The following is a 25,326-nucleotide window of genomic DNA, read 5'->3' as shown; positions in this document are numbered from 1 at the left end:
CGTCATGACTGTTTGATTACATCCGATCAGTGTTTGGCGACCTGGGAGTCCAGATTCAGGTAATCGATCAGGATGTGCCCGGATTCGGTGAGGTAGGCGTCGTCCTGCGGCTTGGTCTTGTCTTCTTCCGGCAGGGCGTTCTCGTCTTCCTTCTTCAGCTCCTTGAGCGGCTCCTGGCCCTTGGATTTGCGCAGGGCATTCTCCATGGCCAACTGGCGGTTCTCGATGCTGGTCTGCTGGGCGCGACGCTTGGCTTCGTTGAGGCTGACGGTCTTCTCCTTCATCAGCTCCTGGGCCAGGGCGAGACGCTCGCGGGCATAGACGAAGTCCGCGTTGTGCTCGGTGCGCGCGTCGTGGCGGGTGCGCAGCTGGTCGAGGAACGGCTTGAACGGATCGGCCTGGGCCTTCAGCGCGGGCTTGATGGTGTCCCACGGCATGGAGTCGGGCAGGGCACTCTCGCCGATTTCCTTGTCGTCGACGATGGACGGGTAGGCGATGTCCGGGATCACGCCCTGGTGCTGGGTGCTCTGGCCGGAGACGCGGTAGAACTTGGCCAGGGTCAGCTTCAGCTCGCCATGGTTGAGCGGCTGGATGGTCTGCACGGTGCCCTTGCCGAAGGTCTGGCCACCGACGATGAGCGCGCGGTGGTAGTCCTGCATGGCGCCGGCGAAGATCTCCGAAGCCGAGGCGGACAGGCGGTTGACCAGCACGGTCATCGGGCCGGTGTAGAAGGCCTTGCCCTCGTCATCGTTGAGCACGTCGACACGGCCGTCGCTGTTGCGCACCAGCACGGTCGGGCCCTGGTCGATGAACAGGCCGGTCAGCTCGGTGGCTTCCTGCAGGGAGCCGCCGCCGTTGTTGCGCAGGTCGATGACGATACCGTCGACCTTGTCCTTCTGCAGTTCGGCGATGAGCTTCTTCACGTCGCGGGTGGTGGACTTGTAGTCCGGGTCGCCAGCGCGGTACGCCTTGAAGTCGAGGTAGAACGCGGGCACGTCGATGATGCCCAGCTTGTAGTTCTTGCCTTCGTGGTCGATGGTGATTTCCGACTTCTTCGCTGCCTGGTCTTCCAGCTTCACCGCCTCGCGGGTGATGGTGACGATCTTGCTGGTCTGGTCGTTCGGCGCGTTGGTCGACGGGATCACTTCCAGGCGGACCTGCGAGCCTTTCGGGCCGCGGATCAGCTTGACCACTTCATCCAGGCGCCAGCCGACCACGTCGACCATCTCGCCCTTGCCCTGGGCGACGCCGATGATCTTGTCGGAGGTGGCGATCTGCTTGCTCTTCTCGGCAGGGCCGGCCGGTACCAGGCGCACGACCTTGACGTAGTCGTTGTCGCTCTGCAGTACGGCGCCGATGCCTTCCAGCGAGAGAGACATGTTGATATCGAAGTTTTCCGCGCTGTCCGGCGACAGGTACTGGGTGTGCGGATCGTAGGTCTGGGCGAAGGCGTTGATGTAGGCCTGGAAGATGTCTTCGCTGCGGGTCTGCTCCAGGCGCATCAGCTGGTTCTTGTAGCGCTTGGTCAGCTGCTCCTGGATGGCCTTGTTGTCCTTGCCGGCGATCTTCAGGCGCAGGACTTCGTCCTTCACCTTCTTGCGCCACAGGTCGTCGAGCGCGGCGCTGTCTTTCGCCCAGGGCGATTTCTCGCGGTCGATTTCCAGCGATTCGTCGGTGTTGAAGTCCATCTTGTCGACGCCCTTGTTCAGGGTGGCCAGGGCGAAGTCCAGGCGCTCCTTCAGGCGGTCGAGGTGACGCTTGTAAATGGTGAAGCCGGGCTCCAGTTCGCCGCTTTTCAGGAAGTCGTCGAACTGGGTGCGCCAGGGCGCGAACTGGTCGATGTCGGCGGCGGTGAAGTACATGCGCGCCGGGTCGAGTGTCTTCAGGTAGCTGTCGTAGATTTTCGCCGAGCGCTCGTCGTTCAGCGGCGGCTTGTTGTAGTGATGGCGCTTGAGCAGCTCAACGATGTTGAGGCTGGCGATCACTTGATCCCGGTCGGGCTGCAGGCCGTCCCAGACGTTCGGGCTGGTGGTCGCCGCGAACGAGGAAAAGGCGGTGGCGCCGAGGATGAACAACAGGGCGGTACGGGGCAAAAATCGCTTCATGCTGATTCGACTGATCGCGGAGTTATGACGCATATTAGGCCTTAATTGGCGGCGCCGGGTTCAATCGCAGGTGAATTCGGCGCGAAGAAAGGGCCCGACCTTACGGATCGGGCCCTGCGAAGTCACTATGGAGGCAGCGTGAACGCATTGCAAGGCATCGAAGGGCGAGTGGAGTGGGCCGAGCGCCCGAACCCGACTTGCGCACAGGGACAGATCCGCATCCAGGTCGCCGCCGCGGGACTCAACCGCGCCGACCTGTTGCAGGTGGCCGGTCTCTACCCGCCGCCGCCGGGGGCGAGCGACATCATCGGCCTGGAATGTTCCGGCGTGGTGACCGAGGTCGGCGCCGGCAGCACCTGGCAGGTGGGCGACCGCGTCTGTGCCCTGCTGGCCGGTGGCGGCATGGCCGAGGAAGTGGTGGTGGACGAGCGTCATGCGCTGCCGGTGCCTGCGGGCCTGAGCCTGGCCGAGGCCGCCGCGCTGCCGGAGGTGTACGCCACGGCGTGGCTGAACCTGTTCATGCTCGGTGCGCTGCAGCCCGGTGAGAAAGTCCTGCTGCACGCGGGCGCCAGCGGCGTCGGCTCGGCCGGCATCCAGCTGTGCAAGGCCTTCGGCAGCCCGTGCTGGGTGAGCGTCGGTTCGGCCGACCGTCTCGCCTATTGCGAGGGCCTCGGCGCCGAGGGCGGCGCCCTGCGCGGCGAGAGCCTCGAATCGCTTCGGGATTTCGCTCCCTTCGATGTGATCCTCGACCCTGTTGGCGCGAACTACGCCAAGCTGGACCTGGAAATCCTCGGCCGCGACGGTCGATGGGTGGTCATTGGCCTGATGGGCGGTCGCAAGGCCGAACTGGACCTGGCCCTGCTGCTGGGCAAGCGTGTCCAGCTGATCGGCTCGACCTTGCGTTCGCGCGACGCCGACTACAAGGCGCAGCTGATCGCCGAGCTGGGACAGAAGGTCTGGCCGCTGTTCGAATCCGGCAAGTTGAGCCCGCAACTGGAACGCACCTTCCCGGTCCGCGACGCGCAGAGCGCGTTCGATGCCCTGGCGAGCAACCAGGTGCAGGGCAAGGTGGTGGTGCTGATCGACGAAAGCCTGAGCTGAGTCGATTGCAGCAATGAAAAGGGCCGCTGATGCGGCCCTTTTCATTGCTGATGGGAATCCTACTTCCAGTTCAGAACGTCCCAGCCCATCTTCTGCGCGTGCTCCAGCAGCACCGGGTCAGCGTTCACCACGTGCGGCTTGCCCACCAGCTTGAGCAGCGGCAGGTCGTTGCGCGAGTCGGAGTAGAAGTGCGCGTCAGCCAGCGCGCTGTCGTCGCCTTCCAGCAGGTCGAGCAGGCGCAGCACCTTGCCTTCGCGGTAGGTCAGCACGCCCTCGGTGCGGCCGGTGTAGTGGCCGTTGAGTACTTCCAGGTCAATGGCCAGCACTTCGTCGATGCCGATGCGTTCGGCGATGGGCTGGACCAGGTGTACGCCCGAGGCGGAGATCACCAGCGGACGGTCGCCAGCCTCGCGATGGCGGGCGAGGCTGGCGCAGGCATCGGTGTGGATCAGGGGCTCGATCACGTCCTCGACGAAGGTTGCCACTTCCCGCTCGATCTCATCCACGCTGCGCCCGGCCATCGGCTCCAGGGCGAAGGCCATGTAGTCCTCCATGGGCAGTTTGCCCTGCGCGTACAGCGCCATCAGTTCGGCGTCGCGCTTGAGGAACGACTCCGCGTCCACCCAGCCGAGATCGGCCATGCGCTGGCTCCACAGGCTCGCGCAGTCGCCGTCGATCAGGGTGTCGTCGAGGTCGAATATCACCAGGGCCATCAGGCCACCTCCCGAATGCTTTCAAGGTCGATTTGCAGGCCGAGCTGGGTGCCGGCCGGGTACAGCCGCTCGGCGCTGCGATTGAGGACGTCCACGGTCAGCTCGACGCCACTGGCGTCGACCCGGTAGCGGATCACGTTGCCCAGCAGGCTGTGGGAGAGTACCCGAACCGGGATGCCTTCGCCCGGCTCCACGCTCAGGCGCAGGGACTCGGGGCGGATCGCCACCTGCTGGCGGAACGGGCGGTCCAGCAGCTTGATTGCCTGGGCGGCGTCGAGCAGGTTGTAGTTGCCGATGAAACCGGCGGCAAAGGCGTTTTCCGGCGCGGTGTAGAGCGTCTCGGCGTCGCCGCTCTGGACGATGCGCCCGGCGTTCATCAGGACGATGCGGTCGGATAGCGTGAGGGCTTCTTCCTGGTCGTGGGTGACGAACACCGTGGTCAGTTTCAGCTCCTGCTGGATGCGGCGGATCTGCTCGCGCAGGTGCTTGCGGATGCGCGCGTCCAGCGCCGACAGCGGCTCGTCGAGCAGCAGCAGGCGCGGGCGGGTGACCAGCGAGCGAGCCAGGGCGACGCGCTGGCACTGACCGCCGGACAGCTGGTGCGGATAGCGCGCCGCCAGCGGGCCGAGTTCGACCATTTCCAGCGCCTCGCGCACGCGCTGGGCGGATTCCGCTGCGGGTACCTTCTGCATGCGCAGGCCGAAGGCAACGTTCTGCTCCACGGTCATGTTGGGGAACAGCGCGTAGCTCTGGAACACCATGGCGATGCCGCGCTTCTGCGGGCTCCTGGGCACGATGTCCTCGCCGTCCAGCAGGATGCGCCCGCTGTCTACGGCAGTGAGACCGGCGATGCAGCGCAGCAGGGTGGATTTGCCGCAGCCGCTGGGGCCGAGCAGGGTGACGAACTCGCCGCGCTCGGCGGCAAAGTCGATGTCCTGGAAGACCGTGGTGCTGCCGTAGCTCTTGTTCAGTGTCTCGACGCTGAGGAAGCTCATGTCTTGTCCTTGTTAAGTCTGTTCGCCGCCCAGGTGAGCAGCAGGACGAAGAGGAAGTAGGAGACCACCACCGCGCTGGTGTAGTGGCCGCTGCTGTTGCGCATGTTGTTGAGGAACACCTGCAGCGTCTCGTAGCGGGTGCCCACCAGCAGGTTGGCGAAGACGAACTCGCCGATGAGGAAGCTGAAGGACAGGAACAGCGCCACCATCAGGCCCTTGCGCAGGTTCGGCAGCACCACCAGCAGGGCGGCCTGCCAGGTGCTGGCGCCGAGCAGGTGGGCGGCGTCCATCAGGTCGTGCAGGTTGATCGCCTGCAGGTTGTTGCTGATCGCCCGGTACATGAAGGGCAGGGCGATGGTGAAGTAGCAGCCGATGAGGATCCACGGCGTGCCGACGATGGGCACCGGGCCCGAGGCGTAGAGCTGCAGCAGGCCGACCGACGACACTACCGGCGGCACCGCGAAGGGCAGCAGAATCAGCACGTTCATCAGCGCGTCCAGGCGCGGGAAGTAGTAGTGGATGACGAACATCAGCGGCAGCACCAGCGCCACGCTGAGGATCAGCGCGCCGAAGCACACCAGCAGCGACTGGCCGAAGGCGACGAGGAAGCGCGGGTCGCTCCACAGGGTCAGGAACCACTTCAGGGTCAGCCCGTCCGGCAGCACGCTGGCGCTCCACGAGGTGGCCAGCGAGTAGAGCAGGGTGGCGGCCAGCGGCACCAGCAGGATCAGGAACAGCGCATAGACCACCACTCGGTGGTACAGCGGACTAACGTTTCTCGACATGGTAGCTCCGGCGCAGCAGCCACTGGTGGGCCAGGGTAATGATGCTCATCAGGCCGACCAGCACCATCGCCAGCGCACTGGCCATGTTCGGGTCGAGGAACACGTCGCCCGAGACCAGCCCGGCGATGCGGATCGGCACCACGTTGAAGTTGCCGGTGGTCAGCGAGTAGACCGTGGCGTAGGCGCCCAGCGCGTTGGCCAGCAGGATGACGAAGGTGCCCAGCAGCGCAGGCGTCAGCACCGGGATGCCGATGTGGCGCCAGAACGCCCACTGGCTGGCGCCCAGCAGCGCGGCGGACTCGCGCCAGTCTTCGCGCAGGGCGTCGAAGGCCGGGTAGAGCAGCATCACCCCCAGGGGAATCTGGAAGTAGGTGTAGAGGATGATCAGGCCGGTCTTCGAATAGAGGTTGAAGTCCTCAATGATCCCCGCCTGTTTCAGCAGCAGCGTGATGGCACCGTTGAAGCCCAGGATGATGATGAAGGCGAAGGCCAGCGGCACACCGGCGAAGTTGCTGGTCATGTTGGCGAAGGCCATCACGAAGTCGCGCAGCTTGCTGTCCACCTGGCGCAGCGAGTAGCTGCCGAGGATGGCGATGGCCAGCCCGATCAGGCTCGACCAGACAGAAATCTCCAGGCTGTAGCGGATCGCCTGCAGGTAGAACGGCGAGCCGAAGATTTCGCTGAAGTTGCCCAGGCCCCAGCCATCGCCGGTGCGCACGCTGTTGATCATCACCCACAGCAGCGGCGCGAGCTGGAAGGCGAAGAAGAACAGCGCGAAGGGCAGCAGGCAGAGCAGGGCGAAGAGTTTTCCGGTGTTCGATCTCATGCCTTGAGCAACTCCCGGCAGACCGGTTTGTCGTGGGCGGCGCCAAGGATTTCGCACAGCGTGCCGCAGAGTTCGATCTGGCGGGGGCGCGCCTGGTCATCGAGGCTGAACGCCTCGCCGAAGACGAACAGCGGCACTTCGCGCTCCTCGGGGAGGATGCCGCCGTGGCTGCGGTCGTCGTTCATGCCGTGGTCGGCGGTGACCATCACCTGGTAGCCGGCGGCCAGCCACTGGTGCAGGTACTCGGAGAGGATGATGTCGACGTGCCGCGCGCTGTTGCGGTACTGCGGCGTGCCCAGGCCATGCTTGTGGCCGGCGTCGTCGATGTTCATCGGGTGCACCAGCAGGCAGTTCGGCGCATGCCGGCGGCGCAGCGACTCGGCATCGGTGAACAGGTGCGAGTCGGGGTAGTGGTCCGTCCAGTAGAAGTGGCCGTGCTGGATCGGCAGGGATTCGTCGTCGGTATGACGGTCGCGCGCCGGGTCGAACGGCGTGCGGTTGTACAGCTCGCTGACCCAGTTGTAGGCCGCCGCCGCGGTGGTCAGGCCGGCATCGCGGGCGTAGTGGAACAGGCTGCGCTGGTTGGACAGGCGCGACACGTCGTTGTGCAGGATGCCGCTGTCGATCGGGCGCACGCCGGTGAGAATGCATTCGTACAACGGGCGCGACAGTGAAGGCAGCTCGCATTCGAGCCGGTAGAGCTGGCCGCGGCCGGCGTTGCACAGGGCCTGCAGGTGGCCCATGCAGTCGTGGGCGACGCTGTAGTTGAGGCCGTCGAGGACGACCAGGATGACGTCGTGGCGCATGGGCGGGGCCTTCGTTGGAACGCGGCCGCCCCGGTGCGAGCCGGGGCGGCTGGGCGTCATTGCATGTTGATGATGACGTTTTCCTGCCACAGGCGCGGCAGACGCTTGGAGGTCTCTTCCCAGGCCTTGGGGTCCTTGATCGGCTGGGCCTTGGCGTACTGCTCGTTGGGCAGCAGCTTGGCCTTCACGTCATCCGGCAGGGTCAGGTGCTCGGCGCGAATCGGACGGGCGTTGCCCTTGGCCAGGTTGATCTGCCCGGCGTCGCTGAAGATGTACTCGCGGGCCAGCTTGGCGGCGTTCGGGTTCTTCGCGTACTTGTTGATTATGGTGGTGTAGCCGGAGATCACCGAGCCGTCGGAGGGGATCAGCACCTCGAAGCGCGACGGGTCGATCTGGTCGCGGTAGCTCAGGCCGTTGAAGTCCCAGACGATGCCGACTTCCACTTCACCCTTCTCCAGGGTGTTGATCACCGGGTTGGTCAGCGACAGACGACCCTGCTTGGCCAGCTGGGCGAAGAACTCCAGGCCCGGCTTGATGTTCTTCTCATCGCCGCCGTTGGCGATGCTCGCGGCCAGTACGCCGTTGACGGCCTGGGCGGCAGCGCTGACGTCACCGATGGTGACCTTGTACTTGCCCTTGAGCAGGTCGGCCCAGCTGTGCGGAACGTCCTTCACCAGTTGCTTGTTGACGATGAAGGCGATGGTGCCGGTGTAGGCGAGCGCCCAGTGGCCGTCCTTGTCCTTGGCCCATTCCGGGACCTGGTCCCAGGTGCTGGGCTTGTAGGGCTGGCTGACGTCCATCTGCAGGGCGATGGGGCCGAAGGCGGCGCCGACGTCGCCGATGTCGGCGCTGGCGTTCTCTTTCTCGGCCTTGAACTTGGCCAGCTCCTGGGCCGAGCTCATGTCGGTGTCCATGTGCTTGAGGCCGTACTTGCTTTCCAGATCCTTCCAGGTGTCCTTCCAGTTCGCCCAGCTGTCGGGCATGCCCACACTGTTGACCTGGCCTTCCTTGCGGGCGGCGGCTTCCAGCGATTGCAGATCGGCGGTGGCCGCCATGGCGAGGCCGCTGCCCAAGGCAATGGCCGATCCCAGCAGTGAAGCAAGCAAGCGTTTCATTCGGTGCTCCTTCGGATGACGTTCAGTGTTTTCAAGCGTGGTCTAGATCAGCAAGACGCAGGCCAATCTAAGCGGGGTGGATGACAGTTTGATGTAAGCCCCAGGCGCGCCGGCCCGGCCCTGAGCGGCCGGCGGGTCGTAGGGGAAAAGCGTAGACCATCGCCAATGCCCCGATTCGCCTGGGCTACGCTGGTGTCGTTAACTGGCATGGCGACTGCTTGAAAAGGCATTGTCACGGGACGGTCATGGGGCTTTCCTAGGATGACCGCACCCCGTCGGGGGAAAGAAATGCCCCGTTCTGGGGCTGGACTAGTCCAAAAGAGGGAATCGAATGCGCGATACGGCGCTACCCACGGTCACGGCGATCTGCCGCGCACTCATCGAACAGATCGACAGCGGCCTGCTCAGCGCCGGCGGCAAGCTGCCGGCCGAACGCAAGCTGAGCGAGCTGTTCGACACCACGCGGATCACCCTGCGCGAGGCGCTGGGGCAACTGGAGGCCCAGGGGCTGATCTACCGCGAGGAGCGTCGTGGCTGGTTCGTCTCGCCGCCGCGGCTGCTGTACAACCCGCTGGTGCGCAGCCACTACCACGCCATGGTGGAAGGGCAGGGCCGGGTGCCGGAAACCGAGGTGCTGTCGGCCCGGCAGATTCCCGCCAGCGCGGCGATCTGCGAGCTGCTGGAGCTGCCGGCGTTGTCCAGCGTCTACCAGGTCCGCCGGCTGCGGCGGGTGGATGGACGGTTGGTGCTCTATGTCGAGCACTACCTCAACCCGGCATACTTCCCCGGGATTCTCGACAGCGACCTGACCTGCTCACTCACAGAGTTGTATGCCAGCCGCTATGACATCCGTTACGGCCGCGTGCGCTTCGACATGGTGCCCACGGCCCTGCACGGCGAGGCAGCCAGCGTGCTGCGCGTCGCCGAGGGCAGCCCGGCGCTGCGCATCACCCGCATCAACGGCGACCAGCATGGGCGCATCATCGATTGTGACCTGGAGTTCTGGCGGCACGATGCCATCCACGTGAGTGTGGAAGTGCCGGATTGATTGCAGGAGCGGAGTGCTGGAAGAAAAACGCCCGGCTTGTGCCGGGCGTTCGGGTCAGGGCAGGTCGGCGCTATCGTAGAAGGCGCTGAGTACCTTGGCCAGGTAGTGCAGGTCCTGGCTGCCGGCCAGCTCGCGGATGGAGTGCATGGCGAAGGTCGGCAGGCCGATGTCGACCGTGCGCACGCCGATCTGGCTGGCGGTGATCGGGCCGATGGTCGAGCCGCAACCCATGTCGCTGCGGGTCACGAAGCTCTGCACCGGCACTTCGTTTTCCAGGCACAGGTGGCGGAAGAAACCGGCAGTCTCGCTGTTGGTGGCGTAGCGCTGGTTGCTGTTGATCTTGATCACCGGGCCGCCGTTGAGCTTCGGGCCGTGGTTGCCGTCGTGCTTGTCGGCGTAGTTCGGGTGCACGCCATGGGCGTTGTCGGCGGAAACCAGCAGTGAGCGTTGCACGGTACGGGTGAAGGCATCGCCCTCGGGCAGCAGGCGGCGCAACACCTGCTCCAGGAACGGGCCGTCGGCGCCGCAGGCGGAGCAGGAACCCACTTCTTCGTGATCGGTGCAGACCAGCACGCCGCTCTGCTCGTCGCTGCTGCCCAGCAGGGCCTGCAGGCCGGCGAAGCAGGACAGCAGGTTGTCCAGGCGGGCGCCGGCGATGAAGGCCTGGTCGAGGCCGATCACGGCGGCGCGCTGGGTGTCGTAGAAGCTCAGCTCGTAATCGAGGATGGCGTCGGCGGTGATGCCGTGCTCCAGCTGCAGCTGTTCACCGAGCAGGTCTCGGAAGTCACGGGTCTCGCCGGCGGCGACCTGGGCGAGGATCGGTGGCAGTTCGGTCTGCGCGTTGATCGACCAGCCCATGTTGGCTTCGCGGTTGAGGTGGATCGCCAAGTTCGGGATCACCGCGATGGGCGCCCTGAAATCGATCAGCTTGCTCTCGACCTTGCCGGCCAGGCGGAAGGTGACGCGGCCGGCCAGGGACAGGTCGCGGTCGAACCAGGGGGCGAACAGCGCGCCGCCGTAGACTTCGACGCCCAGCTGCCAGTAGCCGTTGCGCACCAGCTCGGGGTTCGGCTTGACGCGCAGGCAGGGGCTGTCGGTGTGCGCGCCGACCAGGCGCAGGCCGTTCTCCAGCAGGGGCGCAGTGCCGAGCTTGAAGGCGATCAGCGAAGAGTCGTTGCGGGTGACGTAATAGCGACCACCGGCTTCGGTGCGCCAGGCGTCGCGCTCGTCCAGGCGCTGGTAGCCGGCCTCTTCGAGACGAAGGGCGAGGGCCTGGGTGGCGTGGAAGGGGGTGGGGGAGGCCGCGAGGAAATCGATCAGGCCCTGGTTGAGTTCTGTACGCATGGGTAACTCCGGACAGCGAATGGCCGGAAGTTTAACGTAAATGCACGAATCTGCGGCCTGGGGACGGGGTGTCGGGCGTACAACCGTTTACGGTTGCACGCCGATCAGAGAGCGGTCAGAACGGCGTGGGCGACTCGAAGCGCAGGCGCTCGCCGGTCTGCGGATGGGTCAGCGCCAGCATGCTGGCGTGCAGACACAGGCGGTCGCGCAGCTCCAGGGCTTCGCCTTCGGCATACAGGCGATCACCCAGCAGCGGGTGGCCGATGCTCAGCATGTGCACGCGCAGTTGGTGCGAGCGGCCAGTGATCGGCGTGAGCTCGACGCGGCTCCAGTTGCCGTGGCGCTCCATGACGCGCCAGAAGGTCAGCGCATGGCGGCCCTGCTCGAAGTCCACCACGTGGCGCGGCTTGGTCGGCGGGTCGTAGCGCAGCGGCGCTTCGATGCGACCGCTGTCCAGCTCGGGTTCGCCCCAGCACAGTGCGGTATAGGCCTTCTCGGTCTCGCGGTCGTGGAACTGGCGGGACAGCTCGCGGTGGCTGTCGGCGTCGCGGGCCAGCACGATCAGGCCGGAGGTTTCCCAGTCCAGGCGGTGGACGATGCGCGCTTCGGGGTAGCCGTTCTCCTGCAGGCGGGTGATCAGGCAGTCCTTGTTGTCGTCCGCGCGGCCGGGCACGGAGAGCAGCAGGGTAGGCTTGTTCACCACCAGGAGGGCGGCGTCCTCATGGACGAATTCGATCTGGGAAAGCGGCATGGAAGCTCGTACGCGAAAGTAAGTGGGACAGAAACGACTGCGGCGGCCGAAGCCGCCGCAGATTCACCCGGGCCGGATCAACGCTCCGGCAGGGTGATGTTGAGTTCCAGGATCGAACAGCTGCCCTGGTTGGCCAACTCGACCTGGACTTGTTCCTGGTCGATGGGCACGTATTTGCGGATCACTTCCAGCAGGTCTTTCTGCAACTGCGGGAGGTAGTCCGGTTGCGAACGGTTGCCGCGCTCGTGGGCGACGATGATCTGGAGTCTTTCTTTCGCGATGGATGCGCTGTTTTGCGCCTTCCGGCTGCGGAAGAAATCTAAAAGGCTCATTCACGTCCTCCGAACAGTCGTTGCAGGAATCCTTTCTTCTGCACGTCGAGGAAACGGTGGGGCATTTCTTTGCCCAGCAGTCGCTCGACGGCGTCGCTGTACGCCTGGCCGGCATCGCTTTCTTCGTCGAGGATGACCGGTACGCCCTGGTTGGATGCCTTGAGCACCGCCTGGGATTCCGGGATCACGCCGAGCAGACGGATGGCCAGGATTTCCTCGACGTCCTCGACGCCGAGCATTTCGCCCTTGGTGACGCGCTCGGGGTTGTAGCGGGTCAGCAGCAGGTGTTCCTTGATCGCGTCCTCGCCTTTCTCGGCGCGGGCGGATTTGCTGGCCAGCAGGCCAAGCATGCGGTCGGAGTCGCGGACCGAGGACACTTCCGGGTTGGTCACGACGATCGCCTCATCGGCGTAGTACATGGCCAGGTGGGCACCTTTCTCGATGCCGGCCGGGGAGTCGCAAATCACGTAGTCGAAGGACTGCTTGAGTTCTTCGATGACCTTGCCGACGCCTTCCTGGGTGAGTGCGTCCTTGTCGCGGGTCTGGCTGGCGGCCAGCACGAACAGGTTCTCGAGGCGCTTGTCCTTGATCAGGGCCTGGGTGAGGGTCGCTTCGCCGTTGATGACGTTGACGAAGTCGTAAACCACGCGGCGTTCGCAGCCCATGATCAGGTCGAGGTTACGCAGGCCTACGTCGAAGTCGACGATGACGGTCTTGTGGCCGCGCAGGGCCAGGCCGGTGCCGATGGCTGCGCTGGTGGTGGTTTTACCGACGCCACCCTTACCGGAAGTGACTACGAGGATCTTGGCCAAGGTGATTCACCCCAAAGAAAAAACGAAGAATTCTGGTCCCTGAAAGTCGCGGCAGTATCCGTTAAAGGCGGGTGATGTTCAACACGTCACCCGACAGGCTGACGTGCACCGCCTGCCCCCATTGCGGACTGCGTCGAAGGTCTTCGGCGACCTTGTAATTACCAGCGATGGACACGAGTTCCGCGGCCAGTTGCTGGCAGAAAATCCGCGCGCTGGTGTCGCCCTTGACACCGGCCAGGGCACGACCGCGCATCGGACCGTACACATGGATATTTCCGTCGGCGAGAAGTTCCGCACCGGGGCTGACGGGAGCGAGCACGATCAGGTCGCCGCCGGCGGCATAGATCTGCACGCCGCCGCGTACCGGGGTGGTCACCAGCTTGGTCGGGCGGACGACCGGCGCCGGCGGCTCGGCAGGCTTTTCCGGGGCAGCTTCTGCTGTGGCTTCCTGTGCTTCGGCGGTTGCCTCGGCAGGGGCGTCGACCGGCTTCTCGGGTTTGGCCTCGGCGGCTTGCTCAGCCGGCTTCTCCACGGATTTGTCGGCCTGCACGCCAGCGCCGGCGGCCTGCTCGACGACTTTCTCGGAGAGCTTCTCGCCACGCGGGCGACGGACTGGCGCGGCGCCGGTCACCTGCGGGACGGCGTCCTTGGGCTCGACCGCGCGCTCGCGCGAGGAGCCCGACGGCGGCAGCACGGGAATATCGAACATGGTGGCCAGGCGAATGTCTTCCTCGCGGCTGGCGCGCACTGCCAGGGTGCGCAGGCCGTGGCGGCGGCAGATGTCCAGCACGCCCTGCAGGTCGAGCTGGCCTTCGCCGTCGGGCAACTTGTCCAGCGCCAGCACCAGCGGGGTGTCGCGGAAGAAGTTGGGCGCCTGGGCGACCTTGTCGGCGAGCTGGCGGTCCAGGCGCGGCAGGTCATTGTGGGCCAGTTCCAGAACGGTGACGGCCAGCATGCTGCCCTTGAGCTGGAATACGGGATCGTGGTCGAGAAGGTCAGCTTGGCTCATGGTCGGACTGCGTCATCAAAATGGTTGGACTTATAGCGGACCGCCCCGGCAGCCGCAAGCGTGGCCGATTGCTAGGCCTCACGGCAGGCACAGGACGTGTCGGCAAGGTAGAATGTCGGGCTTTGATCGTGACCGGAAAGTTCCATGGACCGCCCCACCTTTCGCCGTGAGTTCCTCCATCCCCGCCATTGGCCGCTCTGGCTCGGCCTCGGCGTGCTCTGGCTGGTGGTGCAGCTGCCGTATCCGGCGCTGCTGACTCTGGGCCGTGCGCTGGGCGCGCTGATGTATCGCGTGGTCGGCAGTCGCCGGGCAATTGCCGCGCGAAATCTGGAGCTGTGCTTCCCGGAACTCTCCGCCGCCGAGCGCAAGCGCCTGCTCAAGGCAAATTTCGCATCCACCGGCATCGCCTTCTTCGAGATGGCCATGAGCTGGTGGTGGCCGAAGGCGCGACTGGCCAGGCTCGCCCATATCGAAGGCATCGAGCACCTGAAGAAGGCCGAGGCCGAAGGCAAGGGCGTGATCCTCATGGCCATGCACTTCACCACCCTGGAGATCGGCGCGGCATTGCTCGGCCAGGTGCAGACCATCGACGGCATGTACCGCGAGCACGACAACCCGGTGTTCGACTTCGTCCAGCGCACCGGCCGCGAGCGGCATAACGCCGACGCCACCGCCATCGAGCGCGAAGATGTGCGCGCCATGCTCAAGGTGCTGCGCGCCGGCCGCGCCATCTGGTACGCGCCGGACCAGGACTACGGCGCCAAGCAGAGCCTGTTCGTGCCGCTTTTCGGCATCCAGGCGGCCACCGTTACCGCCACCACCAAGTTCGCCCGCCTGGGCCGCGCGCTGGTGCTGCCGTTCACTCAGTCGCGCCTGGCCGATGGTTCCGGCTACCGCCTGACCATCCACCCGCCGCTGGAAGATTTCCCCGGCGAGAGCGAAGAGGCCGACTGCATCCGCATCAACCAGTGGGTAGAGAGTGAGATTCGTCGCCAGCCCGAGCAGTACCTCTGGGCGCACCGCCGCTTCAAGAGCCGCCCCGAGGGCGAGCCCAAGCTCTACGACAAGAAGAAGTAACGCTCCGGCGGGCTACGCTGGAAACGACGCGACAAGGACTTCTGCCGTGACCGACTCCGCCACTCCTCCCGCCACTCCCGCAAGATCATCGGCCGTCACCGGCCTGATCCTCTCCGGCGGCGGCGCGCGGGCGGCCTACCAGGTCGGCGTGCTGGCCGCCATCGCCGAACTGTTGCCGGAGGGGGCGGAGAATCCCTTTCCGGTGATCGTCGGCACCTCCGCCGGCGCCATCAATGCCGTCGGCTTGGCCTGCGGGGCGTTGTCCTTTACCGGTGCGGTGGAGCGGCTGACCAAGGTCTGGAAGGGCTTCCGCACCGGGCAGGTGTACCGCGCCGACTGGCCCGGCGTGTTCAGCCAGGCTTTCAAGTTCCTTGGCCACAGCCTGCTGGGGCTGGGCAAGCGCGAGCCGGTCGCGCTGCTGGACAGCACGCCGCTGCGCTATCTGCTCGAACGTGAACTGGACCTCTCCGGCATCGCCGCCGCTGTGCGTCGGCGCAATCTGCGTGCGGTGGCGGTTACTGCCTTCGGCTACGAGTCCGGCCAGGCAGTGACCTTCTACCAGGGCCGCGCCACCATCGATCCCTGGCTGCGCCACCGCCGCATCGGCGTGCCGACGCGGTTGCAGATCGAGCACCTGCTGGCCAGTTCGGCGATACCGCTGCTGTTCCGCCCGGTGAAGATTCTCCGCGAGTTCTTCGGCGACGGCGCGGTACGCCAGCAGGCGCCGATCAGCCCGGCGCTGCACCTGGGCGCGAACCGGGTGCTGGTGATCGGTGTCAGTGGCAACCCCACGGTGGGCAGCGCCAACGAGCAGGTGGCCAACTACCGCACGGGCCAGCCGCCGAGCCTGGCGCAGGTGGGCATCCACTTGTTGAACAGCACCTTCATCGACAGCCTCGAAGGCGACATCGAACTGTTGCACCGCATCAACTTCCTCAGCTCACTGGTGCCCGAAGAGGCTCGTCGGGCGACGCTGGGGCTGGCGCCGGTGGATGTGCTGCTGATTTCACCGAGCCGGCCGCTGGACGAGATCGCCGCGCAGTACCGCCACGAATTGCCCAGGCCGCTGCGCCTGTTCCTGCGCGGGCCGGGGGCGACCAAGGCGAGCGGGGCGGGCGTGCTCAGCTACCTGCTGTTCGAGCCGGGGTACTGCAACGCTCTGATCGAACTGGGATATCGCGACGCCATGGAAAAGCGCGCGGAGATCGCGCGCTTTCTGGGGATGGAAGACTGGTCGCTGTAAACCGCAGACGCCTGTAACAGCGGACCTTGTCCGCTGATCGCGGGCATGGCCCGCTCCTACAGGGGGCCGGCGAGGCTTCAGACGGCGAAGACACCATCGCGGTAATCGCGCAGGGCCTGCTCGATCTCCTCCCGGCTGTTCATCACGAACGGGCCGTACTGCACGATCGGTTCATTGAGCGGCTTGCCGGCCAGCAGCAGGACGCGTGCGCCCTTGTCGCTGGACAGCTGGATCTCGTCGCCCTGGCCGAGGCGCACCAGGCGGTTGGTGGCGACGGCCTCGTCACCGCGCTCGCCCGGTACCTTGAGCGATCCTTCGTAGACGTACAGCATCACCCGATGGCCCGCCGGAATGCGCGGTGCCACGGAGGTGCCTGCCGGCAGCACCAGGTCGTAGTAGTGCGGCTCGGTGCTCGGTCGTTGCACGGCACCCTCGGTGACGGTCTGGCCATCGTCGAAGCGCCCGGCGATCACGGTCACGCCCACGCCTTGCGCGGTGGTCACGCGGGGCACGTCCTCGGGTTCGATGTCGCGGTAGCCGGCCGGGGAAAGCTTGTCCTTCGCCGGCAGGTTCAGCCATAGCTGGAAGCCGCGCATGGCGCCTTCCACCTGCTCGGGCATCTCGCTGTGGATGATGCCGTGGGCCGCCGTCATCCACTGCACGCCGCCGGGCTTGAGCAGGCCGGTGTTGCCCAGGTGGTCTTCGTGACGCATGCGCCCTTCGAGCATGTAGGTGACGGTCTCGAAGCCACGGTGCGGGTGGGCCGGGAAGCCGGCGATGTAGTCGTCGGGATTCTGCGTGTCGAACTGGTCGAGCATCAGGAACGGATCGAAGCGTACGATGCCGGGGCCGCCGATCACGCGGGTCAGGCGCACGCCGGCGCCGTCGGAGGCCGGGTGGCCGATGTGCTGGTCGATCACGGTACGTAAACGGGTCATGGGGACCTCCTTGATCTGTGAATGGAGATCATCCTAGTCCCAATTGATGGATAAATGGTTGCGAGTTTTTCAGTCTAACTATCGATGAATTCGATGCTTATTCGGAAAGAAAACCGCCGCCCGAAGGCGGCGGTTCCGGCTTACTCCTGGATCTGCAGGCGCCGGGCTTCGGTGTAGAAGTAGCGCAGCTTTTCGTACTCGAACGGCGTATTCATCTGCCCGTAGCGGAAGCTGTTGCTGTAGCGTTTGTTGACGATCTCCAGCACCGGCAGCTCCCAGTACTCGCGACTGAGGTCGGAGTAGTCCAGGTAATTCACTTCGCGGGCGGCGATGAAGTCGGTGACCAGGCCGCCGGTGTCGCGCAGGTTGGACGGGCCGAGGATCGGCAGCATCAGGTACGGGCCGTCCGGTACGCCCCAGTAGCCCAGGGTCTGGCCGAAGTCTTCGCTGACCTTGGGCAGGCCCATGGCCGTGGCCGGGTCCCACAGGCCGCCGATGCCCAGGATGGTGTTGAACAGCAGTCGCGCGGTGCTGTTCGCCGCGCGCTCGGGCTTGAGTTGGGCGACGCTGTTGAGCAGGGTCGGCACCTCGCCCAGGTTGCTGAAGAAGTTGCTCACGCCGGTGCGTACGAAGCGCGGGGTGACGTACTCGTAGCCGTTCACCACGGGCAGGAACACCCACTCGTCGAAGCGGTAGTTGAAGTGGTAGACCCGGCGGTTCCACGACTCCCAGGGGTCGTAGACGTTGAGGGCGTCGAAGGTGGCGCGCTCGAACTCGCGCTGGTCGAGGCCGGGGTTGAACTTCAGCGCGTCCAGCGGGTGCTTGAAGCCGTCCTCGTCCGGCACCATGTCGAAGGCGGTGGACGTCGGGGTCTTTATGGGTTGCGGCGTCTCGGCCTGGGCGAGGCCGCAGGCCAGCAGCAGGGCGAGAGTCCAGGAATGGCGAAGTGGCATGGAGTCAGTTCCCTGTCTGCGCGGTGGCGATGCCGGTGGCCGTGGCATCCTGTCCCTTGAAGAAGTCGAGCATGTCCTGGGCGTTCACGCGGTAGTTGAGGTTGCCGCAATGGCCGCCGCGCGGATAGAGCGTCAGGCGGTCGCCGAAGGTGCGACGCAGGAAGCCGATGTCGCCCGGACCGAGGATGACGTCGTCGGCGTTGTGCATGACGGCGATCTTCGGGCTCTCCTTCAGGTAATCCTGAACGCCGTACAGGCTGACCTGGTCAACCAGCTGCGGCAGGCTGCCGCCGTCGTACTTGGCGCGCCACAGCGGCATCAGCTGGTCGGTCATGTAGCACTCGAAGTCGCACTGCATGGCGCGCTTGAAGAAGGGCGTCAGGCTGGTGCCTTCGGTGATCGGGTACTTGGGCGGGGTGATCAGGCCGCGGCGGTTGATCAGGTCCGAGGTGAAGGCGATGTCGGCGGAGGAGAAGCGGAACACCGCGCCGATCAGCATGGCCATCTCTTCGTTGGAGAGGTGCTGCTTGGACTGTTGCAGGTCGAAGAGGAAGGCGTCGTTGAGGTCGACATAGCCCTTCTGCTCGAAGTAGCGCGTCAGCTTGGCCAGCACCACCTGGTAGAAGGTGTTGGTGTCGTTGATGCCCTTGACGTGAGTCTGCACCAGCTTGTCGAGGTTGCTCACCGAGGTGTAGAGGTTCACCGGCGGGTTGAGCAGCAGCACGCGCTTGAAGTTGAAGCTGCGGCGGGTTTCGTCGAGCTTGCTGACGAAGGCCGCGTGCAGCGCGCCGAGGCTGTAGCCGGTCAGGTAGTAGTCGCTGACGGGCAGGTCCGGATGCTGCGCGCGCACGGCCTGCATGACCCGGTACAGGTCATCGGCGTCGTCGGGCGTGTAGCCGGGCGTGGCGACGCGGGAGGCGCCGACCATGAAGTCCCAGCTGGTCGGCGAGGACAGTTGCACCACGTGGTAGCCGGCGTTGTAGAACAGGCGCTTGAGGTACTCCGGCGTGGTGCTGGAGTAGTGGGCGCCAGTGCCGGCGATGATGAACACCAGCGGTGCTTCGTGGTTCTGCCAGGCCAGGCGGTAGTGCAGCTTCTTCACCGGCCAGAAGTTGCTCGGCAGCTCATGCTCGCGCTCCGGGCGCAGCTTGAGCGCGTAGTCCGACTGGCGGATGTCGTCGTCCGTTGGCAACTGCGGGCGCAGCTCCGGCGGGGTAGTGGCGATGGTCGCCTCGAACGGGTTGAGCAACGGATAGCCGTAGCTGGCCTGATCCACATCGCGGGCGAAAGCGGGCCCGGCGAGCCCCAGTGCGAGGCCGCCGATCAGGGCGGCCACGCGGCGAAGAAATGTCATGGTTCGGAGTCCTTTCAAGAGGAGGCCAACTCTAGGGTGACCGGGCATTAAGACCAGCACATTTCCTACAAGTGCGATATGCGTTTCAGCCCTTGCGCGCCAGGTCACGCAAGGCGTCGCCGGTTAGACGATAGACGGTCCATTCGTCCTGTGGGCGCGCGCCCAGGCTGCGGTAGAAACCGATGGCGGGTTCGTTCCAGTCCAGTACCGACCATTCCAGGCGTCCGCAATCGCGCTCCACCGCCAGCCGCGCCAACTCGGTCAGCAATGCCTTGCCCAGGCCGGCACCACGGGCGGCGGGGCGCACGTAGAGGTCTTCGAGGTAGATCCCCGGCTGGCTCAGCCAGGTGGAATAGTGGAAGAACAGCGCGAAGCCCTGGGGCTCGCCGTCCACTTCACCGATCAGCACTTCGGCATAGGGGCGCGGGCCGAACAGGTGGTCGTGCATGCGCTGGGCGTCGGCCTTCACTTCGTGGACCAGCTTTTCGTAGTCGGCCAGTTCGCGGATCAGCTCGAGGATCAGTGGAATGTCGCCGGGGGCGGCAGGACGCAGGGTGGCGCGAGGCATGAAGGTGTCCTTGTGCTGCGAATGCTCCGGAGCATGCCCAAAGCCCCGCGCCGCTGGCAACAGGACGCTTCAGAAACGCTCCAGGCTTTCCAGCCAGATCAGCTCGCAGGCGCCAGCGCCGGTGTCCTCGCGGGTCAGCGAGCTGACCCAGCGCCAGCCGTCGTCGCCTTCCACGCGCACCAGCTTGCCGGACAGGCGCACATGCTCCCCGGCGCTGACCTGGGCCAGGGCGCGCGCCACGTCGTCATTGGCCGGGATCATGTGCATGTTGGCGGCGTGGGTTTCCAGTTCGCGGCGAGGGATCGGCAGCTTGTCGGCGTGCCAGTAGAACCAGCGGTTGCCCTGGCTGATGCGGATATCGGCCAGCACCTTCGGATCATCCATCGGTCCCCAGCCCAGCGCCAGGTCGGTGGGCGAGAGTTCAGCCTCGCGGCCCAGGCGGTAATCCTCGCGGCCGAGCACGCGGGCCTCGATGCTGAAGTCCTGTAGCGGATAGATGGAATAGCGCTCGACGCGGAAGCCGCCAGCGGACAGGGCCTGGCTGTGCTGCTGCGGTGCGTGGGGGCGTTCGGTCGGCCACAGCCACCAGAAGCTGGAAGCCGCGCAGACCAGCAGGAACAGGGTCGATCGCTTCATCGAAGGCTCCGTGGGTGAAGGAAGTTTAAGCAGGCTTTGGCCCCACTTGCATCGGCCCCGGCGCTGGTTATGCTGGGCGCCGATTTCCCGCCTCCCGGAGTAGTGGCGCCATGTCCCGTCGTTTGCCCCTGATCCTCCTGCTGCTCGCCCTGGCGCTCTGGCTGGCCGCCAGCTATGGCTTGCGTTTCGGCCTGATGGAGGACAGTCGCTGGGTGGGCATCTGCGCCGATGAAGCCATGCGCTGGGAGTGCAGCACGCGCTCGCAACTGGGCTGGGCGATTCATTTCGGCGTGTTCGGCAAGCTGGCGCTGGGGCTTTCGCTGCTGGCCTTCTTCGTGCCGCGCCAGGCGGGCTGGTGGCTGGCGGTGCTGGCCATGCTGGTCACGCTGCCGGCGCTGGTGCTTTACAACGCCGGGCTTGCCGTCTTCGCCGTGGTGCTGGCCGGGCTGCGCCTGGTGCGCGCACCGGCCCGCTGACTCAGGCCTTTCGTTCCGCCGGGCGTAGCCCGCGCCACAGCGCGCCCAGCAGGATCAGGCTTACCGCCGCCCAGCCCAGTGCCTGAAGATTGCCCAGGCCTTCCATGGCCAGCTGTGCAGGAATCCCGACGGCGATGATCAGTGCCAGCAGCAGCGCTTCGCGGCGCGGGGCGGCAACCGGCCGGCACAGGTAGACCAGCGCCGGGAACAGCAGGGCCGCGCTGGGGAAGCTGCGGTAGCGCGCATCGAAGACCATCCCGAGCATCAGCACCGCGCCGGCGAAACCGGCGGTCGCCAGCCACAGTCCGGCGCGGCGCTGCAGGACGTCGAACGCCTGCGAGCGCCAACCCGCGCGGGCCGACAGCGCCAGGCTGATGTGCAGCAGTACCAGCAGGTTGAGGCCGGCCAGCGCCGCCGCCCAGAGCCATTCGCCCCAGAAGCGGCTGGTGATCACCGACAGCTCCAGCCACAGGCCGACGCAGCCGGCACCCAGCGCGCCGGCCAGCGGCAGCAGGAAAGCACTGCGGGCAGAGGCCGGGCGGCCGCCCACCAGCAGGGCGCCGAGCAGGATCACGGCGGAAAGCCCCAGCCATTGCGGCCAGCCCGGTAGGTTGCTGACCGGCCCGGCGAGCACGCCTTTTTCCTCGCGGTCGGCGCTGAACAGCCCCCAGTAGCCGCCCACCGCGCCTTCGCTCTGGCGCTTCCAGGGTTGGTCGAAGGCTTCGATCAGGTTGTAGTGCCAGCCTTTCTCTTCGGCCATGTGCACGAAGCCACGGATGAACCGTGCCTCGTTGACCCGGCTGGGCAGGGCGGTCTCGCGCTGGCGGCCTTCGCTGGGCCAGCCGGTCTCGCCGATGAGGATGTCCTTGGGAGCGAACTCGCGGCCGAAGTCCTCGCGGATCTTCGCCACATGGGCGAGGGCATCGTCAATGCCGCTGGGGTTGTCTTCCCAGTAGGGCAGCAGGTGGATGGTGACGAAGTCCACCGCCGGGGCGATTTCCGGGTGCTGGTGCCAGAATTCCCAGACATCGGCGTAGGTCACCGGCTGGCGCACCTGGGCCTTCACCTTGTGGATAAGTCCGGCCAGGTAGCGCCCGGTGACTTCCTTGCGCAGCAGGGTCTCGTTGCCGACGATCACCGCCTGAACCACGTCCGGGTACTGGTTGGCGGCCTTGATCAGCGCCTCGACTTCACGCTCGGTGTCCACCGGGTTGGCGTTGACCCAGGCGCCGAGCATCAGCTTCAGGCCGTGCTTGCGGGCCAGCGCCGGGATGCCTTCCAGGCCGGTCATGGAATAGGTGCGCACGCAGTCGAAGCGCGTCGCCAGCAGGGCCAGGTCGGCGTCCATCTGCTCCGGGCGCAGCACGAAAGGCTGGTCGAAGGGCGACTGGTCCTTGGCGAACGGACTGTAGGACGCGCACTGCAGCTTGTGCGTGGGCGTGGCCGCGTCGGGCAGGACCACCGGTTTGCCCAGGCCGTACCAGAGCCCGCAGAGGGCGATCAGGGCAAGCAGCAGGGCGAGGCAATAGGGGAGGAGCGGAAAGCGCGAGGACTGTGGCATGGGAGCACGCGAACCGTGGCGAGGCGCGCATCTTAGCAACGCCGTCGGCCGCCGTCAGTGCCTGCGCGGGGCACTCACGCGTGGCGGTGAATCCAGTGGTGCGTCGGTGCCGAATCGCCTGCGGCGCTGCCCTCGATGCGCTTCCAGAACTTCTCGTGGAAGTGGAAGCCCACCGCGTTGCACAGCGGCTCGACCACCGCGACCAGCCCGCCCACGGTGATGCTGCCGGTCAGCGCGTAGGCGACGCTGAAGGCGATCATGAAGTGCATCAGGGTGAAGGTGACGGTCTTGAGCATGGTGGCGATCCTCCAGTCGAGAATGATTCTCCGTTGCTGAAAGACTACTGCGGGGGAACCCCGCCGGGTAATCGAGCCTCTGTATGGAGGCGATAGGCCGGCAGCGGGGTCGTGGTTGGAATGGCGCGGTCGTGGATGGACGGGTTCTGTCGCGGATCGGACCGTTTGGCGTCGCTCTCAGAGCAGTTCGCCATCAGGGTGCGCCGATCATGAAGGGGCGGCCAAGACCGCGAAATGCGCCGGGTTCGCCCAGGCGCGCCGATAAAATCACGGGGAGAAAACCATGCGAATGATGCGACGCCTGTTGGGCCTGGGCGCAGGGCTGGTGCTGTCGGCGGCTGCCGGGCTGGCCGGTGCGGCGGCCAAGCCGGAAATCACCATCGGTTACGTGGACGGCTGGTCGGACAGCGTGGCGACCACGCACGTCGCCGCCGAGATCATGCGCGAGAAGCTCGGCTATCAGGTCAAGCTGATGCCGGTCGCCGCCGGGATCATGTGGCAGGGCGTGGCGCGCGGCAAGCTCGACGCCATGCTCTCGGCCTGGCTGCCGGTCACCCACGGCGCCTACTACGAGAAGATGAAGGACAAGGTGGTCAACCTGGGTGTGAACTACCCGGGCGCGAAGATCGGCCTGATCGTGCCGGAGTACGTGAAAGCCAACAGCATCGAAGACCTCAATGCACAGAAGGAAGATTTCGGCGGCCGCATCGTCGGCATCGACGCCGGCGCCGGGGTGATGCTCAAGACCGACCAGGCGATCAAGGACTACGGCCTGGACTACAAGCTGGTGGCCAGTTCCGGCAGCGGCATGATCTCCGAGCTGACCCGCGCGGAGAACGACAAGAAGGCCGTTGCGGTGACCGGCTGGATTCCGCACTGGATGTTCGCCAAGTGGAAACTGAAGTTCCTCGAAGACCCGAAGAAGGTCTATGGCGACGAGGAGCACGTGGATAGCGTGGCGAACCCGGCACTGGAGAAGAAGGCACCGGAAGTCTGGGCCTTCCTGAAGAAGTTCCAGTGGAAGGACGGCCAGGAGATCGGCGAAGTCATGCTGGCCGTGCAGAACGGCGAGAAGCCGGACGTGGCCGCCAAGAAATGGGTCGAGGCGCACCCGGATCGCGTGAAGGAATGGCTGTGATCGCCTAGGTCGCACCCTCGCGCTATACAGGACAATCCCCCGCAGCCATTGCGACTGCGGGGGATTTTCTTTGTGCGCGTCCTTCGCGGTGGCCATGCAGGGGCGGGCGACGCCCGGTTTCCACGGCTGTGGTTCCTGGGGGATAATCGACCTCTTCCATTGACTGGCTCGCGTCGAGCCTCGATCGCTGGTGCAAGTGGTCGGCATCCCGTTGGGCTGTCGGTTCGATGTTGCCCTGCGTCGCTTTCCACGGGTATTGCAGTGCGTGTGTTCTGATCGAGTGAAAATCTTCTTCCTGGGCTGGAAGGCCGAGTACGAGCGGGCGATGATCGAGTCGCTGAAGGACAACTTCGACGTCCGTATCGTCCAGGTGCCCGGCTACGTTCGGCGCATCTATCGGTTGTTCCGATCACTGGGCAAGCGCCTACCGGTGCCGATGCCGCTGGAATGGCTGGGCCGGAGAGTCAACGCGCGCCATGGTGAACGCCCCGGAGACATCCTCGTCTGCAACGAGGGAGAGCTGCTGCACGGTATCAACGCCGGCATCGCAAGTACCTTCAATGGCCACAAGGTGTTGCTGGTTCGCGACCTGGTGGACCGCAAGTTCATCGATTCGGTGCGCGGCCTCTTCGACCGCGTCTACAGCTTCGATCCCGAGCAGTGTTCTCTGCTGGACGTCGAACGGCTTGACCAGTTCTTCCCCTTCAGTGAGGCGGCGGCGAGGCAGCTGGCAAGCAGTTCGAGCAGCACTGGCACCGGCCGTACCTGCACGTTCCTCGGCCGCGACAAGGGGCGTTCGGCCACCGTGCTGGCCATCGCCGAGGCTCTGCGCAAGCAGGGCTGCGAGCTTGATTTCCACATCGTGCGCGACAAGTCCACCCAGGTTGCTTCGCCGTATCACGTCAGCGCCATCTACCCCTACCGCGAAAGCCTGCGGATGACCCTGGGCGCCGACGTGCTGGTGGAGGTCAACCAGACCGGCCAGGCTGGCTACACCCTGCGGGTGCTGGAGACCCTGTTCTTCGGCAAGAAGCTGTTGACCACCAACGCGCGGGTGAAGCAGGAGTCGTTCTACGACCCGGGCCGTTTCTTCATCTGGGGCGTCGATTCGCCGGACGACCTGCCGCGCTTCCTTGAGGCCCGTCCCACACCGGTGAGCGCCGAAACCCTGTACCGCTACACCCCTGCCGCGATGATGGAGCGTCTGGTGGCCGAGCGCTGACGCCAGCCCCGAATCGCCTGTTCCGATGTAGAAAAATCCCCCGCGAACCTCCGGGTTCGCGAGGGATTTTTTTATTTCACAGCGTCTATTCCGGGCTTGTCCGCGAAGTCTGGCTAAACGCT

The 25,326-nt window shown here is 65.6% G+C and carries 26 protein-coding genes; 7 read left to right on the top strand and 19 right to left on the bottom strand.

Annotated features, from left to right (window positions below):
• Nucleotides 1-26 precede the first annotated feature (26 nt).
• Nucleotides 27-2,105, bottom strand: coding sequence for a carboxy terminal-processing peptidase (locus IB255_RS02465; RefSeq protein ID WP_081520212.1), 2,079 nt, complete (start codon nt 2,103-2,105; stop codon nt 27-29).
• Between the two features lie 138 nt (nt 2,106-2,243).
• On the opposite strand from IB255_RS02465, the gene IB255_RS02460 reads away from it, so the two are divergent.
• The gene (locus IB255_RS02460) at nt 2,244-3,206 is read left to right on the top strand and encodes an NAD(P)H-quinone oxidoreductase (protein WP_192209771.1); all 963 of its coding nucleotides are present in this window, start codon (nt 2,244-2,246) and stop codon (nt 3,204-3,206) included.
• 59 nt (nt 3,207-3,265) lie between these two features.
• Here IB255_RS02460 and IB255_RS02455 read toward each other — a convergent pair whose 3' ends face one another.
• The 6 genes from IB255_RS02455 to IB255_RS02430 are packed head-to-tail and all read right to left on the bottom strand — an operon-like array spanning nt 3,266 to nt 8,446.
• A complete protein-coding gene (locus IB255_RS02455; RefSeq protein ID WP_081520214.1) occupies nt 3,266-3,919 on the bottom strand; it encodes an HAD family hydrolase in 654 nt (217 codons plus the stop codon).
• Nucleotides 3,919-4,914 (bottom strand): ABC transporter ATP-binding protein, encoded by a 996-nt coding sequence (locus tag IB255_RS02450; RefSeq protein ID WP_192209770.1) that lies wholly within the window; start codon nt 4,912-4,914, stop codon nt 3,919-3,921. Before IB255_RS02450 ends, IB255_RS02455 begins: the two co-directional genes overlap by 1 nt.
• Entirely contained in the window at nt 4,911-5,699 is a 789-nt protein-coding gene (locus IB255_RS02445; protein WP_192209769.1) for an ABC transporter permease, read from the bottom strand. The genes IB255_RS02450 and IB255_RS02445 overlap by 4 nt, the downstream gene beginning before the upstream one ends.
• Nucleotides 5,683-6,525 carry an ABC transporter permease gene (locus IB255_RS02440; RefSeq protein ID WP_015478217.1) on the bottom strand — a complete coding sequence of 281 codons (843 nt, stop codon included), beginning with the start codon at nt 6,523-6,525 and terminating at the stop codon, nt 5,683-5,685. The genes IB255_RS02445 and IB255_RS02440 overlap by 17 nt, the downstream gene beginning before the upstream one ends.
• Complete coding sequence (locus IB255_RS02435; protein ID WP_192209768.1) at nt 6,522-7,331, bottom strand: alkaline phosphatase family protein; 810 nt, start codon at nt 7,329-7,331, stop codon at nt 6,522-6,524. The genes IB255_RS02440 and IB255_RS02435 overlap by 4 nt, the downstream gene beginning before the upstream one ends.
• A 56-nt stretch (nt 7,332-7,387) precedes the next feature.
• Nucleotides 7,388-8,446, bottom strand: a complete 1,059-nt coding sequence (locus tag IB255_RS02430) for an ABC transporter substrate-binding protein (protein ID WP_192209767.1) — start codon at nt 8,444-8,446, stop codon at nt 7,388-7,390.
• Nucleotides 8,447-8,777: 331 nt separating this feature from the next.
• Between IB255_RS02430 and IB255_RS02425 the strand changes: the two genes are divergently transcribed.
• A complete protein-coding gene (locus IB255_RS02425) occupies nt 8,778-9,494 on the top strand; it encodes a UTRA domain-containing protein (protein WP_081520219.1) in 717 nt (238 codons plus the stop codon).
• Between the two features lie 54 nt (nt 9,495-9,548).
• On the opposite strand, the gene IB255_RS02420 is transcribed toward IB255_RS02425, so the two are convergent.
• From IB255_RS02420 to minC, 5 genes are all read right to left on the bottom strand, one after another.
• Nucleotides 9,549-10,838: a M18 family aminopeptidase gene (locus IB255_RS02420; RefSeq protein ID WP_081520220.1), complete on the bottom strand. Its 1,290-nt coding sequence runs from the start codon at nt 10,836-10,838 to the stop codon at nt 9,549-9,551.
• Between the two features lie 115 nt (nt 10,839-10,953).
• The gene (locus IB255_RS02415) at nt 10,954-11,589 is read right to left on the bottom strand and encodes an RluA family pseudouridine synthase (RefSeq protein WP_081520221.1); all 636 of its coding nucleotides are present in this window, start codon (nt 11,587-11,589) and stop codon (nt 10,954-10,956) included.
• A 77-nt stretch (nt 11,590-11,666) separates the two neighbouring features.
• Nucleotides 11,667-11,921 carry a cell division topological specificity factor MinE gene (minE, locus tag IB255_RS02410; RefSeq protein ID WP_045210300.1) on the bottom strand — a complete coding sequence of 85 codons (255 nt, stop codon included), beginning with the start codon at nt 11,919-11,921 and terminating at the stop codon, nt 11,667-11,669.
• Complete coding sequence (gene minD, locus IB255_RS02405; protein ID WP_017522034.1) at nt 11,918-12,733, bottom strand: septum site-determining protein MinD; 816 nt, start codon at nt 12,731-12,733, stop codon at nt 11,918-11,920. The genes minE and minD overlap by 4 nt, the downstream gene beginning before the upstream one ends.
• A gap of 61 nt (nt 12,734-12,794) precedes the next feature.
• Nucleotides 12,795-13,742, bottom strand: coding sequence for a septum site-determining protein MinC (minC, locus tag IB255_RS02400; RefSeq protein WP_081520222.1), 948 nt, complete (start codon nt 13,740-13,742; stop codon nt 12,795-12,797).
• Nucleotides 13,743-13,886: 144 nt separating this feature from the next.
• On the opposite strand from minC, the gene IB255_RS02395 reads away from it, so the two are divergent.
• Nucleotides 13,887-14,819, top strand: a complete 933-nt coding sequence (locus tag IB255_RS02395; protein ID WP_081520223.1) for a lipid A biosynthesis lauroyl acyltransferase — start codon at nt 13,887-13,889, stop codon at nt 14,817-14,819.
• Nucleotides 14,820-14,865: 46 nt separating this feature from the next.
• Nucleotides 14,866-16,062, top strand: a complete 1,197-nt coding sequence (locus tag IB255_RS02390; RefSeq protein ID WP_192209766.1) for a patatin-like phospholipase family protein — start codon at nt 14,866-14,868, stop codon at nt 16,060-16,062.
• A gap of 77 nt (nt 16,063-16,139) precedes the next feature.
• Here the strand turns inward: IB255_RS02390 and IB255_RS02385 are convergent, their stop codons facing one another.
• From IB255_RS02385 to IB255_RS02365, 5 genes are all read right to left on the bottom strand, one after another.
• Nucleotides 16,140-17,000 (bottom strand): pirin family protein, encoded by an 861-nt coding sequence (locus tag IB255_RS02385; RefSeq protein ID WP_192209765.1) that lies wholly within the window; start codon nt 16,998-17,000, stop codon nt 16,140-16,142.
• Nucleotides 17,001-17,140: 140 nt separating this feature from the next.
• Nucleotides 17,141-17,953, bottom strand: coding sequence for a VacJ family lipoprotein (locus IB255_RS02380; protein ID WP_192209764.1), 813 nt, complete (start codon nt 17,951-17,953; stop codon nt 17,141-17,143).
• A 4-nt stretch (nt 17,954-17,957) separates the two neighbouring features.
• On the bottom strand, nt 17,958-19,307 hold the full coding sequence (locus IB255_RS02375) for a serine/threonine protein kinase (protein WP_081520236.1): 1,350 nt from the start codon (nt 19,305-19,307) through the stop codon (nt 17,958-17,960).
• Nucleotides 19,308-19,392: 85 nt separating this feature from the next.
• Nucleotides 19,393-19,875 carry a GNAT family N-acetyltransferase gene (locus IB255_RS02370; protein WP_192209763.1) on the bottom strand — a complete coding sequence of 161 codons (483 nt, stop codon included), beginning with the start codon at nt 19,873-19,875 and terminating at the stop codon, nt 19,393-19,395.
• Nucleotides 19,876-19,944: 69 nt separating this feature from the next.
• A complete protein-coding gene (locus IB255_RS02365) occupies nt 19,945-20,511 on the bottom strand; it encodes a hypothetical protein (RefSeq protein WP_192209762.1) in 567 nt (188 codons plus the stop codon).
• A gap of 110 nt (nt 20,512-20,621) precedes the next feature.
• On the opposite strand from IB255_RS02365, the gene IB255_RS02360 reads away from it, so the two are divergent.
• A complete protein-coding gene (locus tag IB255_RS02360) occupies nt 20,622-20,987 on the top strand; it encodes a hypothetical protein (protein ID WP_081520239.1) in 366 nt (121 codons plus the stop codon).
• A 1-nt stretch (nt 20,988) separates the two neighbouring features.
• Here the strand turns inward: IB255_RS02360 and IB255_RS02355 are convergent, their stop codons facing one another.
• Entirely contained in the window at nt 20,989-22,548 is a 1,560-nt protein-coding gene (locus IB255_RS02355) for a beta (1-6) glucans synthase (RefSeq protein WP_081520240.1), read from the bottom strand.
• A gap of 74 nt (nt 22,549-22,622) precedes the next feature.
• Nucleotides 22,623-22,844 carry a DUF2061 domain-containing protein gene (locus tag IB255_RS02350; RefSeq protein WP_081520241.1) on the bottom strand — a complete coding sequence of 74 codons (222 nt, stop codon included), beginning with the start codon at nt 22,842-22,844 and terminating at the stop codon, nt 22,623-22,625.
• Between the two features lie 283 nt (nt 22,845-23,127).
• Here IB255_RS02350 and IB255_RS02345 point away from each other — a divergent pair, with 283 nt between their 5' ends.
• Complete coding sequence (locus IB255_RS02345; RefSeq protein WP_081520242.1) at nt 23,128-23,982, top strand: glycine betaine ABC transporter substrate-binding protein; 855 nt, start codon at nt 23,128-23,130, stop codon at nt 23,980-23,982.
• Between the two features lie 280 nt (nt 23,983-24,262).
• Nucleotides 24,263-25,204: a hypothetical protein gene (locus IB255_RS02340; protein ID WP_192209761.1), complete on the top strand. Its 942-nt coding sequence runs from the start codon at nt 24,263-24,265 to the stop codon at nt 25,202-25,204.
• Nucleotides 25,205-25,326 lie beyond the last annotated feature (122 nt).

The sequence above is a fragment of the Pseudomonas sp. PDM22 genome, from assembly GCF_014851965.1.
Lineage (GTDB): Bacteria > Pseudomonadota > Gammaproteobacteria > Pseudomonadales > Pseudomonadaceae > Pseudomonas.
The sequence above is the reverse complement of the archived record's forward strand: the minus strand, read 5'-3'. Positions and strand labels throughout refer to the sequence as shown.